Raw genomic sequence first — 26,198 nt, 5'->3', positions numbered from 1 at the left:
ATTGCAAAAATATACTTTGTTCAGCTGGTTATTGTAAAGAAACTGTACAATAATCAGCTAAAGCCGCATATATGGATGCTATGAGTAATTGAAGAGCTGAAGTGTGACAATTCAATGACCAACAGGCAATTGCATTGTAAACTATAGGGTGTTTTTATATAATTATTACATAAATAAACGTACTGTGGGGAATATTACAAACGCAAAGATTTTCGATTTACACTAGTAAAAGTAGAAATGAAAGTATTTGTATATGGATTAGGGAACAACTTCACAAGATGTATTGGATGGATAAAGGCCAATTATGAGGTGATTGGTCTTGTTGATGGTGCGCCAGAAAAGCAAGGGAAGAATATTGCGGGTTTTGAAGTGATAAGCCCAGAAGAGACTTGCAATATAGATTATGATGCAATACTTGTTACTCCGAATCAGAGTTATGAGATAACGAATCGATTAGTTGAACTCGGTGTTCAGCGCGATGACATATTATATCTTAATGATGTAATGAAGATAAATGTGTCCGAAGGGAAGCTCAGAGTTGTTTTTAGATTGATAGGTGGTTTGGGAGATAACCTTATCAATCTAAATTATGTTTGGTATTTTAAAAATCATTTTGGCAATAAGGTGGAGCTGTATTTGGAGACGGATGAAAAGAGAAGTATTTCATCTGAGCTTATTGAAGGATTTAATTGTGTAAAAGAGTACGCCATTTGTGATGAAGATGATTCTTCATTCGAAGCGAAGTGTGATTTATATATTAGAGTCATAAGGTATCCCGAAATTCTCTTTTCAAAAATGGAAAAAATAGCTGCTATATGCCCTCCGTTGGTGGATTATATATTTGTGTGCGAAAAGTTTAGACTTTTTAATCTTCGTTATTTTGAACGAGGAATCGTGCCAGATGGCGGAAGTTGTTTGCATGAAGAAATCATTGGTAAAAAGAGGATACAGCAGCCGGATATAGATGGAATATTGGGAATAGATGAGAATTTTAAATGTAATATCGAACCAGGAGAGTCTCTGCTAAAGGGGATGTCACTAGAAGCTGGAGGGTTTATTACTATTCATCGTGGTTGTGATCCAAAGTATTATTCCGAGGATGGTAGTAAGCTCTGGCCTATAGAATATTACAATGAATTGATTTCTTATATTAAGAAAGATTATCCGGTATTGCCAATTGTTTTAATAGGGGCACCCCATGAGGATACTAAAGGTAAAATCAGCGCAGATATTGATTTGGTTGGAAAGACATCATCGAAAGAGTGGATGGCACTATTAAAGTATTCCCAATTACATATCGATACTGAAGGGGGAAATGTACATCTTCGCCACGCACTTCATGGTGGCAAATCCATTGTTTTATTTGGACCGACATCAGAAAAATTCTTTGGTTATTCAGAAAATATAAATATTCGAACTAATGCCTGCCCATATCCATGTGAGTGGGTTACTTTAGATTGGAGCAAAAAGTGCATCAGAGAGAATGATGATTTTGCGTGCATGAAATCTATAACGCCAGGGTTGGTATTTGAGTCAGTACAAAGTCTATTGTGAAAGGGCGGTGTGAGTTATGAATGAAAAGAGTTTAAAGCTCGCCTTTCTTATGGACGGTGGAGCGGGAAACAGATTTGTTCAGATGAACTTTATATATTGCGTAGCTAAATACCTTGATGGGGAGAAGGTTGATATCGTGGTGTTTGGCCATAAGTCTGTAGAGTTCAACAATTTGCTGATGGAAAATCAGTCGTTTATATCTGCCTACTATACACCTGATAAGAGCAACATGGGTTATGACTGTGATGCTTTTGTTCAGTTGGAGTTTTATCCAGATGTGTTGAATGAAGCGGAATCTGTGGAAGTATTGAGTCCGAAGTTGCATCAGTTGTTATCTCGTTGGCGTGAGTTTTCAAATGAACCATTTAGGAGATATGGATTTAGTCACCCTAACGAGAATTATCAGGCTTATGTTTATGGAATCAATAACAAAAAGAACGTTTTAAATGGAATGGATGCCATGTCAATTTTGGGCATGGAAAGAAGCTATTCTTGGAAGCTTGAAATAAATGATGACTTGGGATTTCTTCGTAAATACGGATTGGAAGATGGCTCGTACATCACGATACAGAGGGGGGCAACGCCATCTTCATCAAATAAAGAGAATCCAAGGTTATGGCCAATCTCACATTATGAGAAGCTGATTAGTCTACTGCATTTATATTATCCCGATAAAAAAAATGTTCAGTTGGGAGAAGAAAGTAATAGTGAAAGAATTCCAGACGTGGATGTAGATTTGTTAAGCAAAACATCCTGGAATGAACTTGGGATTGTATTAAAGCATGCCTGGCTGCATATCGATGGAGATTGTGGCATGGTTCATTATAGGCGAGCCATGGATGCAGGGACTTCTGTTGTTTTATTTGGACATACTCCAGCAGAGTACTGTGGATATGATGATAATATCAATATCACATCCGAAGGATGTCCTCATTGGTGCGCAAGGCTTGTAGATTATTGGATGGATAGATGTCCTAGAGGATTTGATGTGCCGCCATGCATGGAGTCTATAACTCCTGGCAAGGTGTTTGAAAGGATAGTTGCTTGGGATTGTCTGAATAGAATAAAGAATAATGATAAGTGTTTGGATTCGTGTAATGAACAGCTGTACCAAGATGCGGATATTATACTTGATGAAACATATAAGAGAGCTTTTCTAAGTAATATGTGCGTTCTTCATTATGAGATAGAAAAGGTACCAGTTGGAAGTCTCAAGGCTCATTTTCCAGTAAATGGTAGATTTGCGATAAAATCTTTGAAGGACTCCCCAGCATATGCAATGGCTCATGGTGATGTTGACGTATATAAAAAGTATGTTAATGAGCTGCGGTCAGATTTTGGTGACGATGTGCACTCGTTATCGAAGTGTGCTGAGCTATATCAAAAGCTGGATAATGAGGGAATTAGTCAAAAGAAATATGTGATTATAGATAGCAATAATCTAATCCAGGACGGTCAGCATAGAGCATCCTGGTTTATGGCTAAAAATGGAGAAGATGCCTACATAGATGTTTTGCGTTTATATGCATTAAAGGATGATGAGTATCATGCTTATTTTCCATTTGATTTAGTAGAGAGACGTAGCAGAGTGGTTATATATGGCGCTGGAATCTCTGGAAAATCCTACGTAGAAGAGTTGAAGCAGACTAAGTATGCGGATGTGGTTTGCATATTAGACAGAAAGCCAGAAATATGGAATCGTGAGAATGCTGACGTGGTTTGCTATGAGCCAAATCATATTGCGACTTTGCAAGAGTCTGACTATGACTATGTTGTAATCGCGATTCAGAGTCGTAAGGTGTCTGAGGAGGTAAAGAGATTCCTTGTAGAGCATGGAGTGCCAAGGGAAAAGATTGTTGCTAGGGTGTTAAGTGGATAAGAAATTAGGTAACTGTCGGAATTAATATTAGCTTTATGAGGAGATAGTATGGATTCATACCAATATTTATTTCCATACGAAAAAATAAAGCCTCATTCGAAAGTGTTGATTTATGGCACTGGAGTGATGGGGCAGGAGTACTTGCGCCAAATTTTAATTACTGGTTATTGTGAAGTGGTTGGTATGATTGATAAGAATTATTTCAATTACAGTAATATGAGAGTTCCGGTGTATGCGCCAGATTCTATAAAAGAGTTACAATATGATTATGTAGTAATTGCTCTTCAAAAAGCAGATTGGCTAAATGAAATACTGTTAGTTTTAAAGGCTGAAGATGTACCTGAATCTAAAATCGTATATACGTTATTAAGGGATACTGAGAACATTAATATTTTTGGCGGTGCAGATTCGGAACTAGTTGAAAACCCTGCATATGAGCTTACAGAAAAATCGATTGCCATATCCGTAACTGGTGGTATTGGCGATATGATTATTCAAAAAAGTTTTGTAAAAGCTATTTGCGATTTAGAAGATGGGTGCCTAATAGACATTTTTAACGTAGATACACAGGAAATGCTGGAGTATCTCTATGAAGATGATGAGCACATAAACGCAATTATCCCTAATATAGGAATAAGATATGAGTTGAATCATGAAAAATATGCACTAGCTATCTTTATTGAGGGTGGGGCATATATTAGAGTTGATCGATTTAATGATGGGATTTTTTCAGAGAACCAGTCATTTGTGAAAGCCGTAAATGGTGTTATAGAATTCTGCGACAATGAGTCGGCAAATATGAAGACCCCTTTGTATTCTTTAATGGGACGGAGAATCTATCTTGGGCAGAATTGCTATTCGTGGTTTGGATGCGGAGATGCTTTAAATATTTCAGATAAGGTGGATATACTGCTGACTGAGGGTGGAAAAAGGTGGTTTTTATATCAGGATATTATGGAAAAGCAATACATCACAGTTAATTATGGAAACGGAAAATGTTCTGATGGAAGCTTGGTTTCTAAGGCATGGGCGTTAGAGAAATTTAATAATCTGGTGGAGGAGATTTACAAAAGGCATCCAGGAATGATTGTAATACAGGTTGGAGATGCCGCTGCAGAGACTATCAAAGGAGTGAATTGTAGCTTTAAAGGAGAACCATTTGAAAATCTGGCATATATTTTAAAGAATTCACGCCTACATATCGATATAGATGGTGGATTGGTACATATGGCCACGCAGTTAGGAACCAAGTGTGTAGTATTATTTGGTCCAACTCCAGTAGAAATATATGGGTACAAGCAAAACATTAATATTGTATCTAAGGATTGTAATGGATGTTTTGGATTGTACAAAAATATGTATCAATGTGCAAAAGGGTATGAAAAGCCTTTATGTATGGAGAATATTACAGTAGAGATGGTGATGGATAAGGTAGATGAAGTATTAGGGGGCAAGTAATGAAAAACAATATGAAAGTCATATTAACAGGTGGAGCTGGTTTTATAGGGAGCTGCGTGCTTAGGATGCTAAACGATAATGGCATTGAGGATATAGTAGTTGTAGATAATATTGGCTCTACAAATAAATGGATGAATCTGGTTAATAAAAGATATCGTAAATACGTTAATAAAGACCGTTTTTTGCCTGAATTAGCATCTGGTGAATATGATGATACTGATATTATTATCCACATGGGGGCATGTTCATCTACAACTGAGCTGAATTTCGATTACTTATGGCTTAATAATGTTGAATATACTAAGGCTATGTGGAATTTTTGCACAAAACGAAATATACCACTTATTTATGCCAGCTCTGCTGCTACATATGGCGATGGCGAGAATGGTTTTGATGACAAGATGAATATTAATGAATTACGTCCACTAAATGGCTATGGCTATTCAAAGCAAGTGTTTGATCAGTGGTCATTGAAACAGGATAAGACTCCTTCTCAATATGTAGGTCTCAAGTTCTTTAATGTTTATGGACCTAATGAATATTGTAAAGGCAGCATGGCCAGCATGGTTTTTCACGGATATAATCAAATGGTGGAAACTGGAAAGATAAAACTATTTAAATCTTGCAATCCAAAGTATGCGGATGGTGCGCAAGAGAGGGATTTTGTATATGTAAAGGATGTATGTAATGTAATCAAATATTTTATCGAGCATCCTGAATATAGTGGAATTTATAATGTCGGTACTGGCAGAGCTCAGACTTTTGAAGAGTTGGTTTCTGCAGTATTTTATGCAGTTGGAAAAGAGCCTAATATTGAGTTTATAGAAATGCCGGAACATTTGAGGGGAAAGTATCAGTATCATACTAAAGCTGAAATGGGAAAGCTACGTGACATAGGCTACACTGATGAGTTTATGGATGTAGATGCTGGTGTGAAGGATTATGTAATTAATCATTTAGCTAAGAATAAGATGGTTTATTAGTATAAACGGGGGCTGATATGGGGAAGAAAATTTTGGTCGTTGGCGATGCTATGCTTGATTCATATCATTTCGGAGATGTTAACAGAATATCTCCAGAGGCGCCAGTGCCAGTATTTTTAGAAAAAGGAAACAGAAAATATTCACCGGGAGGTGCTGCCAATGTAGCTGTCAACGTGTCGGCTATAGGAGTGCCTACGGTGTTTTTTGCTATTTCAGGTAATGATAATTATGGAAACATATTAAAAGAACAGTTGGAAGACAGCGGTATTGAAACAGATTATTTGCTTGTCAAAGACGATTACAAAACGATTTCGAAATTACGTTATATTGGCCCAGGTAATCAACAGATACTACGAGTAGATAGAGAAGATACCAGCCCAATTTCCGATGATTTTTTGGATGATGCTTTTAAAAGCCTAGAGGCTGGCATACAGGATTTTGGACTAATCATCCTTTCGGATTATTTAAAGGGGTTTCTAACTGATAATACTACGAAAAGGATAATTGAACTTGCTAATAAATATGGTATTAAAACATTAGTTGATGTTAAAGATAAAAATGTTTCGAAGTACAGTAAAGCAACGCTGTTGAAACCGAATAGAAAAGAACTGGCGGAACTTTCAGGATGCGACACCAGTACAGTTGCATCTGCTGTAGAGGCAGCTAAAACATTATGTATTAAGGCAGGATGTGAATATGTGTTAGCTACTCTTGGTGCAGATGGAATGATATTAGTAAATAAGGATGGCTTGTTAAGTAGTATCAAAAGTGTAGCCAGCGAAGTCTACGATGTTACTGGTGCAGGAGACACCTCTATTGCATACCTTGCAGCGGAATTGGTGAAGGGCACTGACATCGAGCATGCCATGATTGTTGCGAATTATGCAGCAGGTGTTCAGGTATCAAAAGTTGGTACAAGCATTGTGTATCCTGACGAAGTATGTGCAGCAATGCAGGATGATGGTCGCTCAAAGGCTGCGGGCATCTTGGATTACTATCACGAAGGCGGATTAGACCCTCTTGTCCGCGCCAAAGACAGTGGAAAGAAAATCGTATTTACGAATGGCTGCTTTGATATTTTACATGTAGGGCATATTACGTATTTGCGAAAGGCTAAAAGGTTGGGAGATATCCTCGTGATTGGAGTTAATAGTGATGATTCAGTAAGGAGATTGAAAGGAGAATCACGCCCTATCAATACGTGCAAAGATAGGATGACGATATTATCATCTCTTGATTTTGTGGATTACGTTGTGGAATTTAAGGAGGATACACCAGCGGGATTAATTGAGAAGATTGCACCAGATGTTCTTGTAAAAGGTGGAGACTACAAAGTGGAAGAAATAGCAGGTGCGGACTTTGTAATGGCAAATGGAGGGGAAGTAAAGATTATAGATTTTGTTCCGGGAAAATCAACTACTGGTATTGTAGAGAAGATGAAAAGGAGCTAAAAAATGGGGATTGTTGAAGACAGAATTGCAGAGAGTATAGCTGTAAAAAAGAATATTCTTGAAGACAAGGAACTACTCAGTAGGATTGAGGCTGCGGGAAAGTTGGTAAAGCAGACCTTTATTGATGGTGGAAAAGTTTATCTTTGCGGAAATGGTGGATCTGCGTCGGATTCAATTCACATTGGAGCGGAGCTTTCTGGACGTTTTCAAAAAGAACGTAAATCATTGCCTGCAATATCTTTGAATGCTGATATTGCTGCTTTGACCGCCATCTCAAATGATTATAGCTATGACGAAGTATATGCGAGAATCCTCAGTGGAATAGCACATTCTGCAGATGTTGTCATTGGAATTAGTACCAGTGGAAATTCTGAAAATGTTTATCGAGCTATCTTAGAGGCTAAGAAGCATGGAACGAAGACCATAGGGTTATTGGGAAAAACGGGAGGAAAAATTAAGGATGTTGTGGATATTCCTATTGTTGTACCTGGTGAGAATACCGCGCGAATTCAGGAATCACACATTATGATTGGTCATATTATCTGCGAGATTGCTGAGGAAGATTATGAATAAAGTAGTTTTTCTTGACCGAGATGGGACAATAAATATTGATAAGGATTATTTATATAAGATAGAGGATTTTGAGTATTTGCCAGGTGCGGTTGAAGGGCTTAGAGCGTTGCAGGATTTGGGGTATCTTTTGATTGTTGTGACCAATCAATCTGGAATAGGGCGAGGATATTACACTGAAGAGGATTACAAGATAATCGATTCATGGCTTAAGGATGATTTGGAATTAAAAGGTGTGCACATTTCTGCTAGCTACTACTGTCCACATTTGTCAGATGCAGTAGTTGAGAAATATCGATGTGAGTGTGAATGCAGAAAGCCAAAGACGGGATTGTTTTGGCAGGCACAAAAGGATTTTAATATCGATATGAGTAGGAGCATCGCCATAGGAGATAAGGAAAGAGATTTGGCGATATGCAATGAGGCTCCAGTTCGGGGGATATTGTTAGGAAGAGATGCAGTTGATTGGGATGATGTTGTATGCAAAGTGAAGAGTTGGCAGTAGAAAAAATTGCATTATATGGTTTAGGCACAGAAACAGAAAGGCTCATTTCCCAGTGGGGAGGTGGGCCTAAAATTATTGGATTGTTAGATGGGTTTAGAGAAGAAGGGGAGCTTTATGGCTATCCAATTATTTCACTGCAGAAGGCGGTGGAAGCAGGGGTGCAGCAGATTATTGTCGTAGCTCGTCCTGGTTCGTGTAAGGTAATTGCGAAAAGGATTAGGGAAGTCTGCCTTGAAAACGGAATTTCCGTATATGATGTTCGCGGGAATGATTTATTAGAAATAAAGGAAGCTAAGTTTGATTTTAGTGGAATTAACGTATATACGAAGAGGGACTTGTTGACTGCTATCGATAAAGCAGATGTGATTGGCTTTGATCTGTTTGATACGTTTATTGGTAGAAAAGTATTGTTTTATACTGATGTATTTTATTTGGTAGAGTCTGCCTTGAAAAGGAATGGGACTGAAATTTCGGGTTTTGCTTCAAAAAGAATTGCAGTCGAAAAGGAACTATCCGTAGGTGGTGCACCAAAGCTTGTGGAGATATATGAGAGGCTTTTGTCGGAGGGAACTATTGATGGGGCATCCGCAAAAGAATTGGCAAAGCTGGAATGGGAAATTGATTCATCCTTATTTGTTTTAAGAGAAGGAATGACAGATGTTATAAAGTATGCCAATGAAAATGGGAAGATAGTAGTAGTTACCACAGATTGCTATTATTCAAAAGAACAGTTGCTAGGCATGCTTGGTAAATTTGGCTTAGATTTATGGGACGATGTTTTTGTATCTTCTGAGTATGGGAAGTCTAAAGCAAATGGTTTGTTTGATGTTTTAAAAGAGCAGTATGCTGGCAGGAAAATTCTTCATATCGGAGATGACGAGTACGTGGATGTGGAGAAAGCGGTTGAGGCAGGTATTAATTACTATCGTATATACGGAGCAAAAGATTTGTATGAATCGGTAGGATGTTTCGGCTTGGAAGAGTCTGCCATTAATTTGTCGGATAAAGTGAAGATTGGTTTGATGCTTTCAAAGTTATTTTCAAATCCGTTTCAGTTTGATGCGGATGATAATAGAATCAAGATTACTGACGCAAGAAACATAGGATATTTTATCTGTGGTCCGATGATTTTGGATTTTGCGTTTTGGTTTAAGGAAAAAGTTAAAAAAGAATCAATGACTAATGTATTGCTCTGTGCCAGAGATGGGTATTTGATGGAGAAGATTTTCGATAAGCTTGGACTTGATGTAGAGGGAAAAGTTGTATATTTTCTTACATCAAGGACAGCTGCTATTAGAGCTGGTATAGAGAGTCAAGAGGATTTGGATTATATAGACAGCATGAAATTTTTTGGAAGCGATGATGAAAATCTTAGAACCAGATTTGGAATTAGTATTGAACCAGGAGAGGATAGAACTCAGGCAATTTTAAAGAAATCAGAAGTCCAAAGGATAAATTATAAAGAGTATATCGATAGCCTTGGACTGGCATCAGGATGCACAGTAGTGTTTGATTTCGTGGCAAAGGGAACTACTCAGCTTTTTCTTAAAAAGCTGATGCCGCAAGAGTTATGTGGATTGTATTTTTTACAGCTTGAACCAGAGTTTATGTCTGACAAAGGGTTGAAAATTGAATCATTCTATACAGAAGCAGAACGGGATAAGAGTGTAATCTTTGATAATTATTATATTTTGGAAACTATTCTTACTTCGCCAATGCCATCCGTTGACGAGTTTGATGAGCATGGGAATCCTGTTTATGCATCAGAAACAAGAAGTGAAGCAAACTTAGTATGTGTTCAGAAGATGCAGGAAGGAATCCTCGAGTATGTGGATGATTATCTAAGTATTGTGCCAGAGGAACAGCGCGTGATTAATAAGCAATTAGACGAGGCTATGCTATCTTTGGTTGGGAAACTTGAGATAACAGATAGCAAGTTTAGGGAACTTGTAGTAGAGGACCCATTTTTTGGAAGGATGACGAAGATAGTTGATGTGCTGTAGGTGATTGGTGGATGCAGGTATATTTAATATTTATGAATATACGCTTTCAGATGACCTAAAGATAAAGGTGTTTGATGAAATGACAGAGGAGTGGCTTGAAGCATTTTGGGCGTTGGCAAAATTTAAGCATCCAACACATCAAATTAGTTTTCACTCAGCAAAAGCACTTGCTTCGTTGAAGTATATAGAAAGTATTGAGGGTAAAAATTGAATAGTAGTGATTTATTCTATATCTGCAGTTTAATAGAATATATTGGTCGCCAAACAAAGGAGAAAAGATCATATGTTGTAGAGGCGCTTGGGAGAGTAAAAAGAATTGACAAATCCGCTATAGCGGAATAATATAATTCCTAAGACAGGGTTGCTCTATGTAAAACATCTTATAGTAGCTAGAAATAGTTTAGATATTAACAAAATACTGATATTAATATGTTTACATGCTATAATATAGTCAAGGTATTGTGTAGTGTGCTTCCTCTGTTAGCATAGTTATAATATTAAGGAGGAAAGCGGAAATGAGAGGTTTTATTATGCCTGAAAGTAATATGATGCATTATAATAAACCGAATATCGGTGCATTACCAACAGGTGACGGGAAAGATATTTTTAGAATTATAATGAATACACCAAAGCCTAATCATGAAAAGCTGAAACAAGAAGCAGATGAATTAGAAAAGAAAATTTTCGCATCACTTGGTTTTGAAAAATAGAAAAATCGTAGCAGAATCAAAGCATCTTTACTGTACTCATATTTCAGAAGAAGATATTGATTATATAAAAGAATTTAAGGTCATTAGCGAAAGCGGTGTAGGTGTAGAGAGATTTATTAATTACTTTTCATTTGTACATGAAGATGAATTGTTAGATAGATCATATCTTGTATGGATGAAAGAAACTGATGAAATGGTAGCGTTTTTCTCTTTAAGAGCAGGATTTGTTGCGCGAAATAATATGTCTGAATTGGAGGACTCGTTTGATTCCTTACCAGGTATAGAAATATCGAATTTCGCAGTAAGTAAGAGATTTAGAGATAAATACCCTTCTACCAAAGGAATAGGAAAGGTTATATTTGAAAGCATAATTAAACCTATTATCAAAGAAGCATCGGAAATCATTGGTATTCGCATGATTTATATTTTTGCTCTACCAGATGAAAAATTGATAAATTATTATAACGATTCATTTGGGTTTTCTAGGCTGCAAGAAGCTGAAGAGCAAAAGATGCATAATCGTATAAGACCATTGTATGATAAAGATTGTATTTTTATGTATCAGAGATTATAAAGATTACTTTTAGTTTTAGAGAGTTTGCGTTATTTGCGAACTCTTTATTTATATGGAGGCTATTTACATGGGAAATAAAAATGAGCATATATTTCATGTGATGAAAGAAAAAGGAATCACTCAAAAACAATTGTCTAAGATGACAGGAATATCAGAAAGCACAATAAGCGACTGGAAGACAAAGGGAAAGGTTCCAGGAATTGATAAAATTATGTTAGTTTCAAAGGCTATTGGAGTGTCTCCTAATGAATTGCTGCGTGGAGAAAGTGAACCACTAGATGTTAATGAGATTATTCGGATGCTCGAAGGATTGGATTTGAAAGATAAGAAGTATTTGCTCGCTTATTTGAAAGGGGTTCTAAAAGATATTGATAGATAAAATCCGAAAAAGGAGGATGCAGCTATGGCAGAAGTTAGATTAATAAATAATCTAAAGGGGATTCTTTATTACATAGACACTCCACTAATGGATTTTGAGATAAAGAACCGCGAGCTTGTAAAGGCTGAAGATATGAGTAAAGGAAAGCTATATCCATGGGAATTAGCCAAGCTTGGTGTATCCTATGGTAGCTTCAATCAGTTTTTTCAGCGCAGAACTATGCGCGAGGGTTGCATGTTTTACAGAGAACATCTCAAGGCATTGGGAATGGACAAAATGGATTTTGATTTATATATCAAAAAGAATAATGGAAATAATCATTTGGATAATTATTGGGTGAAGTTTGAGGATTTTGGGGCTAAGTGTTTTGCGGAATTATAAAAGGGAGGATTAAGAGAAAGGAGATTCAATATGGATAGTATAAACATGAGAAATAGTGCAGAAATAGATGATAATGATGCAATTCGAGTAATGAAAGAAATTAGCAAAAGGGCTGAGGAGAACGGAATTGCCGATATGTCTTTAGAAGAAATTAATGCTGAAATACAGGAAGTACGTAAAAATAAATAATTATGCAGTAGTTTGTTTTAGGTATCTTAATGATGAAAAATCACTGTTTTTTTATTAAAACAGACCCTAAATTCACTAAAACAGTGAAAAACTGATTTCAAATTACAAAAATACCTCCATCATCCGATATATATTACACATCAAAGTTTTTTAACACATAGGGAGTATAATGCTTATAACAGATTAGTATGTAGTTTTATAATCTGCGAGGCACTGCTATGAAGAAATATCGATTTATTAAGGGTATAGAGGTGTTGGTGATGGTTGCTATTTTGGCAGCTCCAGTTAATGTGCTCGCAAGTGAGCCAGAAGAAGTAGTTGAGGAAGTACCAGCAGAAGATAAGCAGGAAACTGAAGCTGCAGAAACAACAGACACAACACTAATTCTAAATACAATTCTAGAAACAACTCCAGTAACTGAGGAGCAGCCAACTCCTGCAGGGGAAAATTCAGAAAATAAAGAGACACCACAGGCTTCAGAGACACCAGAGACTCCAGAAACTCCAGAAACTCCAGAAACTCCAGAGTACAAAGAGCCTGTAGTCTCAGTGATTTTCCCTTCTCTTCCAGAAGAAGGGGAATCTCCACTGGATTTCTTTATCGATCCGGAGCAGCTTATATATCTAACAGATGCAGCAGCATACGGTGGTGGTCGCGTAGATAGTGGCGCAACAATCTTATTCAGAAATCATGACAGAGATTACGATTTCTCGCGCTACAGTGACAGATTTGAGGTTTTAAACCAAAGTGAGGTGCCTGTAAAGGTTACAGTTACAGCTCAGATTACCAATCTTGGTGAAATTGAGATGGTAGGCAGTCCATACACATGGGATGATGAAGCCTGCCAGATGTACATGGCGGTTGTAGACAATGAAGGTCATGAGCGACCATTGATTGAAGACGGAACGGTAAAAATTGAAGTTGAGATGGCAGAGGTTGATCAGTATTCCTTTGGTCTTGTGGGCTACTGTAATCCAATGGGGCGTTGGCAAGATATCTATGTAGGACCACGTGTAACACTGACATGGGACATGGAGCCAGTAATGCCAGAGGAACTTAAAACACCAGAAATAGAAATTTACAACGAAATCCTAGAGACAGAGCCTTATGAAGAGCCAGAAGAGCCTGATGCAGATTTAGAGCCTGAAATTGAATCAGAACCAGAACCTGAGTCTCCTTCGGAACTAGAACCTGAATCTGAAACAAAGCCAGACTCAGACCAAGAGCTAGAACCACCCTCTGAAGAAAATCAATCCACCCAGGACGACGAGCCGCCACCACCAGATGACAACTCAGAGCCAGGACCACCAAGTGACGATTAACAAAAATAAAAAACTTTTCCGTTATATATAAACTTTCCAATTCATCATCCGATAATATAAGTAACAAAACAAAAATGAATTGTCCATCAAAGCAAGCGGACCAATTCTCCGTTATCAGGTTTGGCAAAGGTCTTATCGGATGATGCGAAGGGAAAGTAACTTTGAAGGATGATTCGGCAGAAAGGACCTAATAAATGAATATCACAGTTTTCGTTTAGGAGCTGCTTTTCGACTTCGAATACCGAGGCCGGAGGGCAGCTCAATTATTGTATTCTAGGGATTTTATTTCACTTCCAGGTGGCGTCACACCAAATCTCAACACACTTATTAGATAGAAAGTTCACAATTGGATGATAGAATGCTAATGACTCAAAATGTAACTAGTAGGGGTGCAACTAATGGGGGACTTTCGTGAGTTTAGAATGTCAACAGATGAATTGACAGGTTTGTTGGATAAACAGACCTTCTTCGCTTGCGCCCAAAATTTAATAGATACAGCCCCTGAAGGTCAGGAATATGCATTCATTTTCTTTGATCTAGAAAATTTCAAAATCTTTAATGCAAACTATGGATATGAAATTGGTGATGAGCTATTAATATCCATCGCATATATTCTTAAAGACGAATTTGAAGGCCAGCTGATCTCTCGTTTTTCAGGGGATCATTTTGTGGCTTGCGTAAACACCATTCAGGTTATTCAATCTATCAAATCTATCCGCGATAGAATCAAATTAATACGAAAGAGCGTAAGCGTCGAGCTGAAGGCAGGTATTTTCATCTATGATGGTGAGGAAAAGGATGTAATCAAATGCTGCGATAAGGCTCGTATGGCCTGCATCAGTATCAAGAAAAAATATGATGTTGGATATCGTGTTTATGACAAGGAACTGGGTGGAAGCATTCAGCGTAAACAGGATATTTTGGACAGGGTAGATGAGGCAATCGCAAAGCGATATATCAAGGTATACTATCAGCCAATAGTGCGCTCGTTTACAGGAGAAGTCTGTGCGTGGGAGGCCTTGGCAAGATGGCAGGATCCAGTAAAGGGCATAGTTTATCCTAATGAATTCATTTCAGTTCTTGAAGAATACAGAATGATTCAAAAGATAGATATGTTTGTAATTGACGAGGTGTTCGGCCGATATCATCGTGAGGTGGAAGGAAGGATGCCTGCTGTACCAGTTTCCATAAATCTTTCAAGAATTGATTTTGAGGTTATGGATTTGGTTGAATTCCTAGAAACTAAGATTCGTCAGTACAAATGTCCAAAGAATATGTTCCATCTGGAAATCACAGAAAGTGCCTTGATGGATAACACTGAGCACATCATGGCTCAAGTTGGCAGGCTTCGTCAGCATGGCTTTGAAGTATGGATGGACGATTTTGGAAGCGGTTATTCGTCTCTGAATCTTTTAAAGAATTATAAGTTTGACCTTGTAAAAATAGATATGGATTTCCTCCGTGATTTCGAGGATACAGAAAATGACAAAATAATTCTTAGGCATATTGTGTCTATGATTAAGAATCTTGGCACACACACACTTATAGAGGGTGTTGAGACACAGGAGCAGTTCGACTTCATGAAGAGTATTGGCTGCGAAATGATTCAGGGTTATCTCATCGGAAGACCAATGCCTTATCTTGAGGGTCTCGATAGTATAAAGAAGAGTGGAAGAAAGCTGGAGTCATATGAGGATCGTCTTTTTAATGATGAAATCGGAAAGGTTGATATCTTAAAACAGAATCCTCTTCAAAATGTTGAACATCCAGATGATGAAAGTGCATTGCCGCTGGCGGTATTGTTTGTAGAAGACGAGATTTGGAGCTTTAAATATATCAACGAAGAGTTCATGAATACCATGAAGCTCTTTGGATATAAGGACGAGGCTGATATTGAGCTTATGTTGAACAAGGAGCATACAAGATGGCTCCAGTACCATCATTTCATAGATATTTGCGCCCACAGTAAGGCTGAAAACATTTCAGAAAGCATGGATTACATTGTCAGTGGACGAATTGTTAACATGCGAGTACGTTACTTGAGTGCGTCACAGGGTGGAAAGCGTGAGGCATACATGGTTTCCTTCAGACTCTTATCTCGTTTTAGAAATAGTGATTACGATAATAGACTTACATCAATTAGCAAGTCAATGATTTCCATGTATGAAAGTGTTGATTTGTTTGGAATACATGATGACTTCTACGAGAATATTTATTTGAGTGACAGCCGCTTACACGCGGATTTTGATGAGGGAAAAAAGAAATCTCATGAAATTATAGAAGGAATATGCGAGCACCTCGTTCATGAGGACGACCGTTCTTATTTTAGAGAGATGTTTGATATGGATACTATAGAGGCGAGAATTGCAGAGGAACCAGGTGGTGCTGTAGTAGGCTTCTATAGAATTTTAGATTCCAGATACAATTATGTATGGAAGACAGTAACTCTATCCATAATGCATTTTGAAAATAACGATTGTGTGCTTTGTTGTGTAAGCGAGGCGCCAAATGAAATTGCAAGGCGTATGACTGATAGCCAGCAGGAGAGACGTAATTTAGATGAGGATAGCAGAATTGATGCAATAAACATGAATCCTACATTTGAAAACATTTTGCAGCTGATTCCTGTAGGTGTTTTCTGGAAGGACAGGGAGCGAAAATTCCTTGGTGCAAACCAGATGTTTTTGGATTACTATGGCCTTCAATCAGTTCAGGAAATTATAGGAAAAACAGATGAGGACATGGGTTGGCACATAAATCCAGACGCCTTCAAGAAGGATGAACTGGAGGTAATCAATAATGGTCGTACTATCGAAAATGTCCGTGGAGAATGCATTGTCAGAGGTAGCGTAAGAAAGATTGCAGCCAGCAAACAGCCTTACGTTGTGGATAGAAAAATAGTTGGTTTGGTAGGCTATTTCAAGGATGTTACTGATGAACTGAAGGAGCAGGAAAAGCTGGAACTTTTAACTATGACAGATGCTCTTACAGGACTATACAATCGACGTGCTTTTGCTGAGATAGTTGAAAAATTTATGCATCAGTATGAGTCTGACAAAACAGATTTCGCACTTATGATGGTGGATATTGATAAGTTCAAGCAAATCAACGATCTGTATGGCCATGATTATGGTGACTTGGTGCTTACGAAGGTCAGCAACATTTTGAAGCATGTAGCATCTGATAATAGTGTAGTTTTCAGGTTTGGTGGTGATGAGTTCGTAATCCTTCATCAGCATAAAAATACAGCAGAGCTTGAAAGCATAAAGCTGGAAATCCTAGCCGAATTAAATCGAGCAAATCAGATGTCGACCAACTCTATAAATGTTCAGCTATCGATAGGTGTAGCTGTTTATTCAGAGTACGGAAACCTGAGAGATTGCCTTGAAGCAGCTGATAAAGAGATGTACGCAGAGAAAGAACAACATAAAAAGGAGTAATAGTATACAAAAACAAAATGCGAAAAATGTGTATTATGACGGAATTTGATTATTTGTGATTGAATATGACTATTTATGATTGCCACCATGATTTACTAATGTTATATTTTGATTGTATTAATCATAAATGAGCAGAAATGCTCAAAGGGGTGGTGATTGAATGCTTACTGAAGAGAGAAGGACACGAATAATCGAAATCGTCAATGAAAAGAAGGCTGTATCTGTAAATGAGCTTGTTGAGCTTTTGGATACATCAGCAGCCACAATCAGACGAGATATAAATGAACTGAATCGTTCTCACAAATTAATAAAGGTGTTCGGTGGAGCTACTTCAATCTCAGCGAAGGATGTCATCACCAAAGAAGATGCCGTTAAACAAAAGGTTCAGAAAAACGTCGCTGAAAAGGGCAATATAAGCCGCTATGCTGCTGGTCTTATTCAGGACAATGATTTTGTTTATATCGATGCCGGTACCACTACACTGGCCATGCTGGAATTTATTAATAACCATAAAGCAAAATACATCACAAACGGTGTTGTTCACGCGAGAATCCTTATGGAAAAAGGACTTGAGGTTATTATGATTGGGGGAAGACTTAAGGCTTCCACAGAGGCAGTGGTTGGTCCAGATTGTACAGAGTTCATTCGTAAATATCATTTTACGAAGGCGTTCATGGGTACCAATGGAATTTCAGTTCATGCAGGCTTCACTACACCAGATGCTGATGAGGCCATGATTAAGACAGCCGCCATCAGACATGCATATAAGTCATTTATTCTGGCGGATCACACGAAATTTGATGAAGTTAATTCTGTGACTTTTGCAGAGATTGGTGATTGCACCATCATCACAGACAAGCTTCCATCAAAGGATTATATGAACAACACTACAGTAAAAATCTGTAGCGAATAGGAAATAGAATACGGAGGTACGAAGATGGTTTATACGGTTACATTTAACCCTGCAATCGATTATGTAGTACGAATGGATGGAGATTTACTCCCAGGTATGACAAATCGTTCTGCTAGTGAGGAGTATTATTTCGGCGGAAAGGGTATCAATGTATCCATGGTTTTAGCTGAGCTTGGTGTTAAGAGCACAGCCCTTGGTTTTGTTGCAGGATTCACAGGAAAAGCAATCGAGGAAGGTGTTCGCGAGCAGGGCATTGATGCAGAGTTTATTAAGCTTAAAGAAGGCAATTCCAGAATCAATGTAAAGCTTAAGGCTTCAGAGGAGACTGAGATTAATGCTCAGGGACCAAAGATTGATGAAGAATCTCAGATGGAACTTTTTAATAAGCTTTCAAAGTTAGTTGAGGGTGATGTTCTTATACTTGCTGGTTCTATTCCAAATTCACTTCCAGATGACGTTTATGAAAGAATTCTTTCAGCGCTCGATGGAAAGGGAATTCAGTTTGTTGTTGATGCAACAAAGGATTTGCTCACAAACGTTCTTAAGTATCATCCATTCCTTATCAAGCCAAACAACTTCGAGCTTGGCGAGATTGTAGGAAAGGTGCTTACTACAGACGATGAGATATATGAAGGAGCATTAAAGCTTCAGGAAATGGGAGCGAGAAACGTTCTTATTTCAATGGCAGGCGATGGCGCTATGCTGGTTGATGAAAATGGCCAGAGATACCGCATCGGCGTACCAAAGGGACAGGTTAGAAATTCAGTAGGTGCTGGAGATTCAATGGTAGCAGGCTTTGTGGCAGGTTACATGAAGGAGAAGAATTACGACACAGCACTTAAGATGGGTACAGCAGCAGGTTCAGCAACAGCTTTCTCAGACGGACTTGCAAAGGCAGCTGATATCGAAGCTTTGTATAAAACATTGAAATAAATGTTTATATAAATTTTATTAATGTTTTTAATGTAGGAGGGAATATGAAAATTTCAGAGTTTATCGATCCTAAAGGGATCAAGCTTCAGGTTGCGTTAGAAGACCAGAACGATGCAATTGATCAACTCATTGCACTTCATGATTCTGTAGGTAACTTGAAAGACGTAGCACAGTTCAAGGAGGCTATCCTTGCACGTGAGGCAAAGGGTTCAACAGCTATCGGAAATGGTATCGCTGTTCCTCACGGAAAGTCAGCAGCTGTTGCAAAGGCAGCTGTTACAGCTATTACTTGCCCAGCAGGTGTTGATTATAAGGCACTTGATGGCAAGCCAAGCAATCTTTTATTTATGATTGCAGCTCCAGAGGGTGGAGCAGATACTCACCTTGAGGTGCTTTCTAAGCTTATGACAATGCTTATGGATGCAGCATTCTGCAAGACTCTTGTAGAGGCTAAGACAGTTGATGAATTCCTTGGACTTATCGACAAGAAGGAAGCAGAGAAGGATGCAGCTTCTGGCGTAAAGGCTACTTCTGGTTCTGGTTCAAAGAAGATTGTCGCAGTTACAGCATGCCCAACAGGTATTGCTCACACATTTATGGCTGCTGAGTCTCTTGAGCAGAAGGCTAAGGAGCTTGGCATTGGTTTCAGAGTAGAGAAGGATGGTTCTGGCGGAGCTAAGGATCCTCTTACAGCTGCTGAAATCGCTGAGGCAGATGCAGTTATCGTTGCATGTGATAAAAATATCGATATGAGCGTTTTCGATGGCAAGAAGGTTGTGCTTGCTTCTACAAAGGAAGCAATCCACACACCAGAGAAGCTTTTCGAGAAGGCTGAGACAGCTTCTGTATATCATCACACAGGAGCAGTTACAAAGAGAGCAGATGATTCTAACGAGACATTAGGACGTCAGCTTTACAAGCACTTAATGAATGGTGTATCACACATGCTTCCATTCGTTATTGGTGGTGGTATCCTTATCGCTATCGCATTCTTGCTTGATGATTATTCAATTGATCCTAGCAACTTCGGTTCTAATACACCTGTAGCTGCTTGGTTCAAGACAATTGGTGGTGGAGCATTTGGATTTATGCTTCCTATCCTTGCTGGTTTCATTGCTCAGTCAATTGCTGACAGACCAGGTCTTGCAGTTGGTTTCGTAGGTGGTCTTCTTGCATCAACAGGAGCTACATTCGCTAACCCAGGTGGAGCTATTCCATCAGCCTTCCTTGGTGCATTAGTAGCAGGTTTTGCAGCAGGCTACTTCATGAAGTGGCTGGAGAAGGTTTGCGACGTACTTCCACAGTCTCTTGAAGGTATCAAGCCAGTACTTATTTACCCACTTTGCGGTATCACAGTAATCGGTATTATAATGTGCGCAATCAACCCAATCGTTGGTGCCCTTAACGCATGGATTTCAGGTGTTCTTACAGGAATGGGAACAACATCACTTATTCCTCTTGGAATCATCCTTGGTGCTATGATGGCTACAGATATGGGTGGTCCACTTAACAAGGCAGCATATGTATTCGGTACAGCTGCTCTTGCAGAGCAGAACGAAGTAGGCTGGATGATTATGGCAGCAGTTATGGTTGGTGGTATGGTTCCTCCAATCGCTATCGCTCTTGCTACACTTATCTTCCCTAAGAAGTTTACAGTTGCTGAGAGAAAGGCTGGTCCAGTTAACTTTATCATGGGCTTCTGCTTCATCACAGAGGGTGCTATCCCTTATGCAGCAGCAGATCCACTTCACGTTATCCCATCTCTTATGGTTGGATCAGGCGTGGCAGGTGCTCTTTCAATGGCATTCAAGTGCACACTTATGGCTCCACACGGTGGAATCTTCGTATTCCCAGTAGTTGGTCATGCTGTACTTTACCTTGTAGCTCTTGCAATTGGTTCAGCAGTTAGCTGCGTACTACTTGGTGTATTAAAGAAGACAGTAGAAGACTAATAATATAGAAGAAATAATATTATAAGCTTTCATACCATTCCGAGGGGGCTTCCTCTCGGAATGGGTTTTTGTTTATTTTTGTTATTTATTTGACAAAAACTTATATTTTTTTTAGAGAAACAATAATAGACAAATAGGTTGTTTTTCTATAAAGTATATAAATGTACTTTTTTAGGGATTAATTAGTACGTTGAAACGAAAGGAGATATTTATGGTTTCAAAAGTAGTTAAGGTTACAAACGAGCAGGGTATGCACATGCGTCCAGCTACAGTTTTCAGCGCAGCTGTTACACCATTTGAGTCAGATGTTAAGATTGGATACAATGGTATGCAGTACGATGGAAAGAGCGTTATGATGCTTATGGCAGCTTGCATTAAGTGTGGAGCAGAGATCGAGATCATCTGTGATGGTTCTGATGAGGAAGCTGCACTTGCTAAGGCTGTTGAGCTCGTAGAGAGCGGTTTAGGAGACTAATTCGTTACACTATTCATATTTAGAGGGAGGAACATCTATGTACAAGGGCATAGAAGCATCTAGAGGAATAGGTATTGGTAGTATCTGCCTCATCGTAGAGCGCGACTTATCTTTTGAGTCAAAGCACATTGATGATACAGATGCAGAGAAAGCAAGATTTAATTCAGCTATTGATAAGTTCAAGGCTGAGACAGCTGAAATGGCTGAGAATATTAGAAAGAACATCGGTCCAAAAGAGGCTGAAATCATGGAAGGTCACTTAGCTATGATCAACGATCCAACAATGGCTGGTGAGATGACTAAGATGATTGAGGCTGGTCAGTGTGCAGAAGCAGCAGTTACAGCTGTTTGCGATATGTTCATTGGCATGTTCTCTAAGATGGAAGACGATATGATGCGTCAGCGTGCATCAGATATTTCTGATATCAAGATTAGCTTGCTTAAGATTTTACTTGGGGTAGAAGATGTTGATATTAGTAAGGTTGCTCCAGGCACTGTTTTAGTTGCCCACGATCTGACACCTTCTATGACATCTCAGATTGTTAAAGAGAATGTTGTTGGTATTATCACAGAGGTTGGAGGTAAGACTTCACATTCTGCTATTCTTGCAAGAGCCTTAGAGATACCTGCTGTCCTTTCAGTTCCTGGAATTACAGAGCTTGTTAAGGACAAGGATACTGCTATCGTCGACGGTACAGAGGGTGATGTATATATCAATCCAGATGGTGACGTAGTTTCGAAGTACGTTATCAAGCGTGAAGAGTTTATCCGTGCTCAGGCTGAGCTTAAGAACTTCTTCGGTAAGGAGACAGTTACAGCTGACGGAGACAGAGTAGAGCTCTTCTGCAACATTGGAACACCTAAGGACGCTAAGAAGGCTATCGAATGTGACGGTGAAGGTATCGGCCTTTTCCGTTCAGAGTTCTTATTCATGGACAAGCCACATCTTCCAACAGAGGATGAGCAGTTCGAGGCTTACAAGGAAGCCGTTGAGACTATGGCTGGTAAGACAGTCATTATCCGTACTCTTGATATTGGTGGTGATAAGGATATCCCTTATCTTGGTCTTGAGAAGGAAGAGAATCCATTCTTAGGATACAGAGCAGTTCGTTACTGCTTAGCTAATAAAGATATTTATAAGACACAGCTCAGAGGTCTCCTCAGAGCCAGCGCTTATGGAAAAGTTAAGATTATGGTACCACTTGTTACTTGTGTTGATGAGGTTCGTGCTGTTAAGGCTCTTGTTGAAGAGTGCAAGCAGGAGCTTAAGGCAGAGGGCATCAAGTACGATGAGAACATCGAGGTTGGTTGCATGGTTGAGACAGCAGCAGCTTCACTTATTGCTGATCTTCTTGCAAAGGAAGCAGATTTCTTCTCAATTGGTACAAACGACTTAACTCAGTATACAATGAGTGTTGATAGAGGAAATGCAAATGTTGCATACCTTTACTCAGCATTTCAGCCAGCAGTTCTTCGTTCAATCAAGAACATTATTCAGGCTGGTAACGCAGCTGGTATTCCAGTTGGTATGTGTGGTGAGGCAGCAGCAGATCCACTCATGATTCCACTTCTTATGTCATTCGGACTTGATGAGTACTCAGTGAACCCAGTTCTCGTACTTACAGCCCGTAGCATTATTTCTAAGTGGTCTAAGGCTGAGGCTGATGCTTTAGCAGAGAAGGCTCTTAGCCTTTCAACAGAGGCTGAGGTAGTAGCTCTTCTTAAGGCTTCTGCAAAATAATGTGAATTAAATCAAGAAATGGTATAATAAACCTTGAGCAATTTAGTTGCTCAAGGTTTTTTTATTATAAAAAGCCTTTCCCTTGAGGGGAAGGTGGCCCATAGGGCCGGATGAGGTGAATATGAAAAATACAAACATGAACGTAGCGGACGCAGTAGATAATCGAAACCAGGTCATTGTTAGAACAAGTATCATAGGAATAATTGCCAATCTTCTTCTGGCAGGATTTAAGGCACTGGTAGGTTTATTATCAGGTTCTATCGCCATTATTCTTGATGCAGTGAATAATTTATCAGATGCTCTTTCGTCTGTAGTTACAATTATAGGTACCAAGCTGGCAGGTAAGATGCCTGACAAGGAGCATCCTATGGGCCACGGACGTGCAGAATACCTAAGTGCTCTTTTAGTAGCAGCAATTATTATTTATGCAGGTCTTACATCGTTGAATGAATCTATTCTTAAGATTGTTCATCCAACTGAGGTAAAATATGAGACTTTTACATTAGTTGTTCTCGTGGCAGCTATTTTTGTGAAATTTTTCCTTGGAAGATTCGTAAAATCAACAGGCGAAAAAGTGAATTCCAGCGCTCTTATAGCTTCGGGAGCAGACGCAAGTTTTGATGCTATTATTTCTACATCTGTTTTGCTTTCGGCTATAATATATATTGCTTTTGGTATTTCACTTGAGGCGTGGTTAGGTGTGATTATTTCCTTAATCATCGTAAAGGCTGGTTGGGAAATGATGTCAGATACTCTTGATGATATCCTTGGACGTCGCCCAGACAGAGAGCTTACCGTTGGTATCAAGAGACTTATCTGTGAGGAGCCAGAGGTTCGCGGGGCTTACGATTTAGTGCTTAATAACTATGGTCCAAATAAATTTTTCGGTTCTGTACATATTGAGTTGCCGGATGTTATGACTGTAGAAGAGGTGGATAATCTTACACGTCGTATACAGGCAAAGGTATTCAAGGAGACAGGAGTTGTCCTGACAGGTGTTGGTGTGTATTCATATAACACTAAGAATGACGAAGCGGCTCGCATTCGTAACCGAGTTCTCGAGATTGTTAAGCAGCATGAATGGGCGCTTCAGTTACATGGCTTTTATGTTAATACAGAGACAAAAGAAATGCGCTTTGACGTAGTATTCAGCTTTGAAATAGTTCACACTGAAGGTGTTGAGATTATACATAATGAAGTACTTGCAGAGTACCCAGAATACGATATTCAGATTGCCGCTGATGTAGATGTGGCAGACTAGGATAAGACAGGAGAATCGAGTAATGAAACAGACACAGGACAAAGAAAGAAATCTTACCATGATGATGGATGAGTATGAGTTGACTATGGCCAACGCATATTTCAATGATCCAACCATCGATCCAAAAACAATGGTAAGTTTTGATGTATTTTACAGAAAGAATCCAGATGGGGGCGGTTTTGCAATCTTTGCAGGTCTTCAGCAGATTAAGGATTATCTTTTAAATATGCACTTCACAGATGAGGATATTGCTTATCTTCGAAGTGTAGGTCATTTTACAGAGGACTTTTTAGAGTACCTGAAGAATTTCAAATTTACAGGCGATGTGGATGCATTCCCGGAGGGAACTATCATGTATCCAAATGAGCCTATTATCACTGTTACAGCTCCTATTATTGAGGCACAGTTGGTGGAGACTGAGATTCTTGCTCAGGTAAATCATCAGTCTCTTATAGCTACAAAGGCCAGCCGTATTGTAAGAGCCGCTGCAGGTCGTGCTGTTTCAGATTTTGGCGCAAGACGTGCACATAATAACGATGCAGCAATTTACGGAGCAAGAGCAGCTTATATTGGTGGTGCTGCAGGTACTGCAACAGTTTCTGCAGGTCAGTATTTTGAGATTCCAATTGGCGGAACAATGGCCCACAGCTATGTAATGTATTTTACAAGTGATGATAATGATTATGGTACATCAGAGCTTCAGGCTTTCAGAAGCTTTGCAAAGAGCTACCCTAACAACTGTATTCTTCTTGTAGATACTTATAATGTTCTTAAGTCAGGTGTACCTAATGCTATAAAGGTATTCCAGGAGATGAAGGATGCAGGTATCAAGTCAAAGAGCTTTGGTATCAGAATTGACTCAGGTGACTTGGCATATCTTACAAAGAAGTCTCGTCAGATGCTTGATGCTGCGGGCTTTACAGACGCTAAGATTATCGTAAGTAACTCACTTGATGAGTACACCATCACATCTATTCTTCAGCAGGGTGGTCAGGTTAATTCCTTTGGTGTTGGCGAGCGTCTTATCACAGCAAAATCTGAGCCTGTATTTGGTGCGGTATATAAGCTTTGCGCAGTTACAGATGCCAAGACTGGAAAGACTATTCCAAAGATTAAGATTTCTGAGACAGTGGAGAAGATTACTAATCCTGGTCTCAAGGATGTATATCGAGTTAAGGATGAGCACGGAAGAGCAGTAGCAGATATGCTTGCAATCAAGGGAGAGCTGGTAGATATGTCTGTTGCTGGTGGTTACAAATTCGTAGACCCAGAGCAGCCATGGAAGAGCACTCATGTATTTGAAAATTGTACAGTAGATCTTCTTCAGAAGCCTCTTATCAGAGATGGCAAGGCAGCATGTGAGGATGAGGATATTCAGACAATCAGAGCAAGAGTAAAGGAACAGCTGGAGACCAGTGTATGGCCTGAGGAGCAACGTTTCGAGAATCCGCATAAGCACTATTTGGATATGACTCCTGCATACTATAACATGAAGATGGAACTCTTACGTGAAGAGGATAAATAA

23 protein-coding genes are annotated in these 26,198 nt (G+C 39.0%); all 23 read left to right on the top strand.

Annotated features, from left to right (window positions below):
- Window positions 1–237: 237 nt before the first annotated feature.
- A complete protein-coding gene (locus BLP54_RS06890) occupies window positions 238–1,554 on the top strand; it encodes a glycosyltransferase family 9 protein (RefSeq protein ID WP_090168033.1) in 1,317 nt (438 codons plus the stop codon).
- Between the two features lie 16 nt (window positions 1,555–1,570).
- Window positions 1,571–3,433 carry a glycosyltransferase family 9 protein gene (locus BLP54_RS06885; RefSeq protein WP_090168031.1) on the top strand — a complete coding sequence of 621 codons (1,863 nt, stop codon included), beginning with the start codon at window positions 1,571–1,573 and terminating at the stop codon, window positions 3,431–3,433.
- A 48-nt stretch (window positions 3,434–3,481) separates the two neighbouring features.
- Entirely contained in the window at window positions 3,482–4,891 is a 1,410-nt protein-coding gene (locus BLP54_RS06880; protein WP_090168029.1) for a glycosyltransferase family 9 protein, read from the top strand.
- Window positions 4,891–5,874 carry an ADP-glyceromanno-heptose 6-epimerase gene (gene rfaD / locus BLP54_RS06875; RefSeq protein WP_242870650.1) on the top strand — a complete coding sequence of 328 codons (984 nt, stop codon included), beginning with the start codon at window positions 4,891–4,893 and terminating at the stop codon, window positions 5,872–5,874. Before BLP54_RS06880 ends, rfaD begins: the two co-directional genes overlap by 1 nt.
- Before the next feature lie 17 nt (window positions 5,875–5,891).
- Entirely contained in the window at window positions 5,892–7,325 is a 1,434-nt protein-coding gene (gene rfaE2, locus BLP54_RS06870) for a D-glycero-beta-D-manno-heptose 1-phosphate adenylyltransferase (RefSeq protein ID WP_090168028.1), read from the top strand.
- Window positions 7,326–7,328: 3 nt separating this feature from the next.
- Window positions 7,329–7,898, top strand: a complete 570-nt coding sequence (locus BLP54_RS06865; RefSeq protein ID WP_090168026.1) for a D-sedoheptulose-7-phosphate isomerase — start codon at window positions 7,329–7,331, stop codon at window positions 7,896–7,898.
- Window positions 7,891–8,400: a D-glycero-alpha-D-manno-heptose-1,7-bisphosphate 7-phosphatase gene (locus BLP54_RS06860; RefSeq protein ID WP_090168024.1), complete on the top strand. Its 510-nt coding sequence runs from the start codon at window positions 7,891–7,893 to the stop codon at window positions 8,398–8,400. The genes BLP54_RS06865 and BLP54_RS06860 overlap by 8 nt, the downstream gene beginning before the upstream one ends.
- The gene (locus BLP54_RS06855) at window positions 8,376–10,403 is read left to right on the top strand and encodes a hypothetical protein (protein WP_090168022.1); all 2,028 of its coding nucleotides are present in this window, start codon (window positions 8,376–8,378) and stop codon (window positions 10,401–10,403) included. Before BLP54_RS06860 ends, BLP54_RS06855 begins: the two co-directional genes overlap by 25 nt.
- 7 nt (window positions 10,404–10,410) lie before the next feature.
- On the top strand, window positions 10,411–10,614 hold the full coding sequence (locus BLP54_RS06850) for a DUF3990 domain-containing protein (RefSeq protein WP_242870649.1): 204 nt from the start codon (window positions 10,411–10,413) through the stop codon (window positions 10,612–10,614).
- A 304-nt stretch (window positions 10,615–10,918) separates the two neighbouring features.
- Window positions 10,919–11,113 (top strand): hypothetical protein, encoded by a 195-nt coding sequence (locus BLP54_RS06845; protein ID WP_090160474.1) that lies wholly within the window; start codon window positions 10,919–10,921, stop codon window positions 11,111–11,113.
- On the top strand, window positions 11,103–11,687 hold the full coding sequence (locus BLP54_RS06840) for a hypothetical protein (RefSeq protein ID WP_143001161.1): 585 nt from the start codon (window positions 11,103–11,105) through the stop codon (window positions 11,685–11,687). The genes BLP54_RS06845 and BLP54_RS06840 overlap by 11 nt, the downstream gene beginning before the upstream one ends.
- Before the next feature lie 67 nt (window positions 11,688–11,754).
- On the top strand, window positions 11,755–12,066 hold the full coding sequence (locus BLP54_RS06835; protein ID WP_176754492.1) for a helix-turn-helix domain-containing protein: 312 nt from the start codon (window positions 11,755–11,757) through the stop codon (window positions 12,064–12,066).
- A gap of 24 nt (window positions 12,067–12,090) precedes the next feature.
- Window positions 12,091–12,447 (top strand): hypothetical protein, encoded by a 357-nt coding sequence (locus BLP54_RS06830; RefSeq protein ID WP_090168018.1) that lies wholly within the window; start codon window positions 12,091–12,093, stop codon window positions 12,445–12,447.
- Between the two features lie 30 nt (window positions 12,448–12,477).
- A complete protein-coding gene (locus tag BLP54_RS06825; protein WP_176754491.1) occupies window positions 12,478–12,636 on the top strand; it encodes a hypothetical protein in 159 nt (52 codons plus the stop codon).
- Between the two features lie 218 nt (window positions 12,637–12,854).
- A complete protein-coding gene (locus BLP54_RS06820; RefSeq protein ID WP_090168016.1) occupies window positions 12,855–13,958 on the top strand; it encodes a hypothetical protein in 1,104 nt (367 codons plus the stop codon).
- A gap of 398 nt (window positions 13,959–14,356) precedes the next feature.
- Window positions 14,357–17,398 carry an EAL domain-containing protein gene (locus BLP54_RS06815; protein WP_090168014.1) on the top strand — a complete coding sequence of 1,014 codons (3,042 nt, stop codon included), beginning with the start codon at window positions 14,357–14,359 and terminating at the stop codon, window positions 17,396–17,398.
- A 160-nt stretch (window positions 17,399–17,558) separates the two neighbouring features.
- Window positions 17,559–18,311: a DeoR/GlpR family DNA-binding transcription regulator gene (locus BLP54_RS06810; protein WP_090168011.1), complete on the top strand. Its 753-nt coding sequence runs from the start codon at window positions 17,559–17,561 to the stop codon at window positions 18,309–18,311.
- 24 nt (window positions 18,312–18,335) lie between these two features.
- Window positions 18,336–19,244 (top strand): 1-phosphofructokinase, encoded by a 909-nt coding sequence (pfkB, locus tag BLP54_RS06805; protein ID WP_090168010.1) that lies wholly within the window; start codon window positions 18,336–18,338, stop codon window positions 19,242–19,244.
- 44 nt (window positions 19,245–19,288) lie between these two features.
- Window positions 19,289–21,196 (top strand): PTS fructose transporter subunit IIABC, encoded by a 1,908-nt coding sequence (locus BLP54_RS06800; RefSeq protein WP_090168008.1) that lies wholly within the window; start codon window positions 19,289–19,291, stop codon window positions 21,194–21,196.
- A gap of 211 nt (window positions 21,197–21,407) precedes the next feature.
- The gene (locus BLP54_RS06795; protein WP_028247563.1) at window positions 21,408–21,671 is read left to right on the top strand and encodes an HPr family phosphocarrier protein; all 264 of its coding nucleotides are present in this window, start codon (window positions 21,408–21,410) and stop codon (window positions 21,669–21,671) included.
- Window positions 21,672–21,708: 37 nt separating this feature from the next.
- Window positions 21,709–23,412, top strand: coding sequence for a phosphoenolpyruvate--protein phosphotransferase (ptsP, locus tag BLP54_RS06790; protein ID WP_028247564.1), 1,704 nt, complete (start codon window positions 21,709–21,711; stop codon window positions 23,410–23,412).
- Window positions 23,413–23,533: 121 nt separating this feature from the next.
- Window positions 23,534–24,673, top strand: coding sequence for a cation diffusion facilitator family transporter (locus BLP54_RS06785; RefSeq protein WP_090168006.1), 1,140 nt, complete (start codon window positions 23,534–23,536; stop codon window positions 24,671–24,673).
- Between the two features lie 22 nt (window positions 24,674–24,695).
- Window positions 24,696–26,198 (top strand): nicotinate phosphoribosyltransferase, encoded by a 1,503-nt coding sequence (locus BLP54_RS06780; RefSeq protein ID WP_090168004.1) that lies wholly within the window; start codon window positions 24,696–24,698, stop codon window positions 26,196–26,198.

Source organism: Pseudobutyrivibrio sp. 49, from assembly GCF_900100545.1.
GTDB lineage: Bacteria > Bacillota > Clostridia > Lachnospirales > Lachnospiraceae > Pseudobutyrivibrio.
Note: the sequence above shows the minus strand (reverse complement) of the source record. Positions and strands in the feature narration are given on the sequence as shown.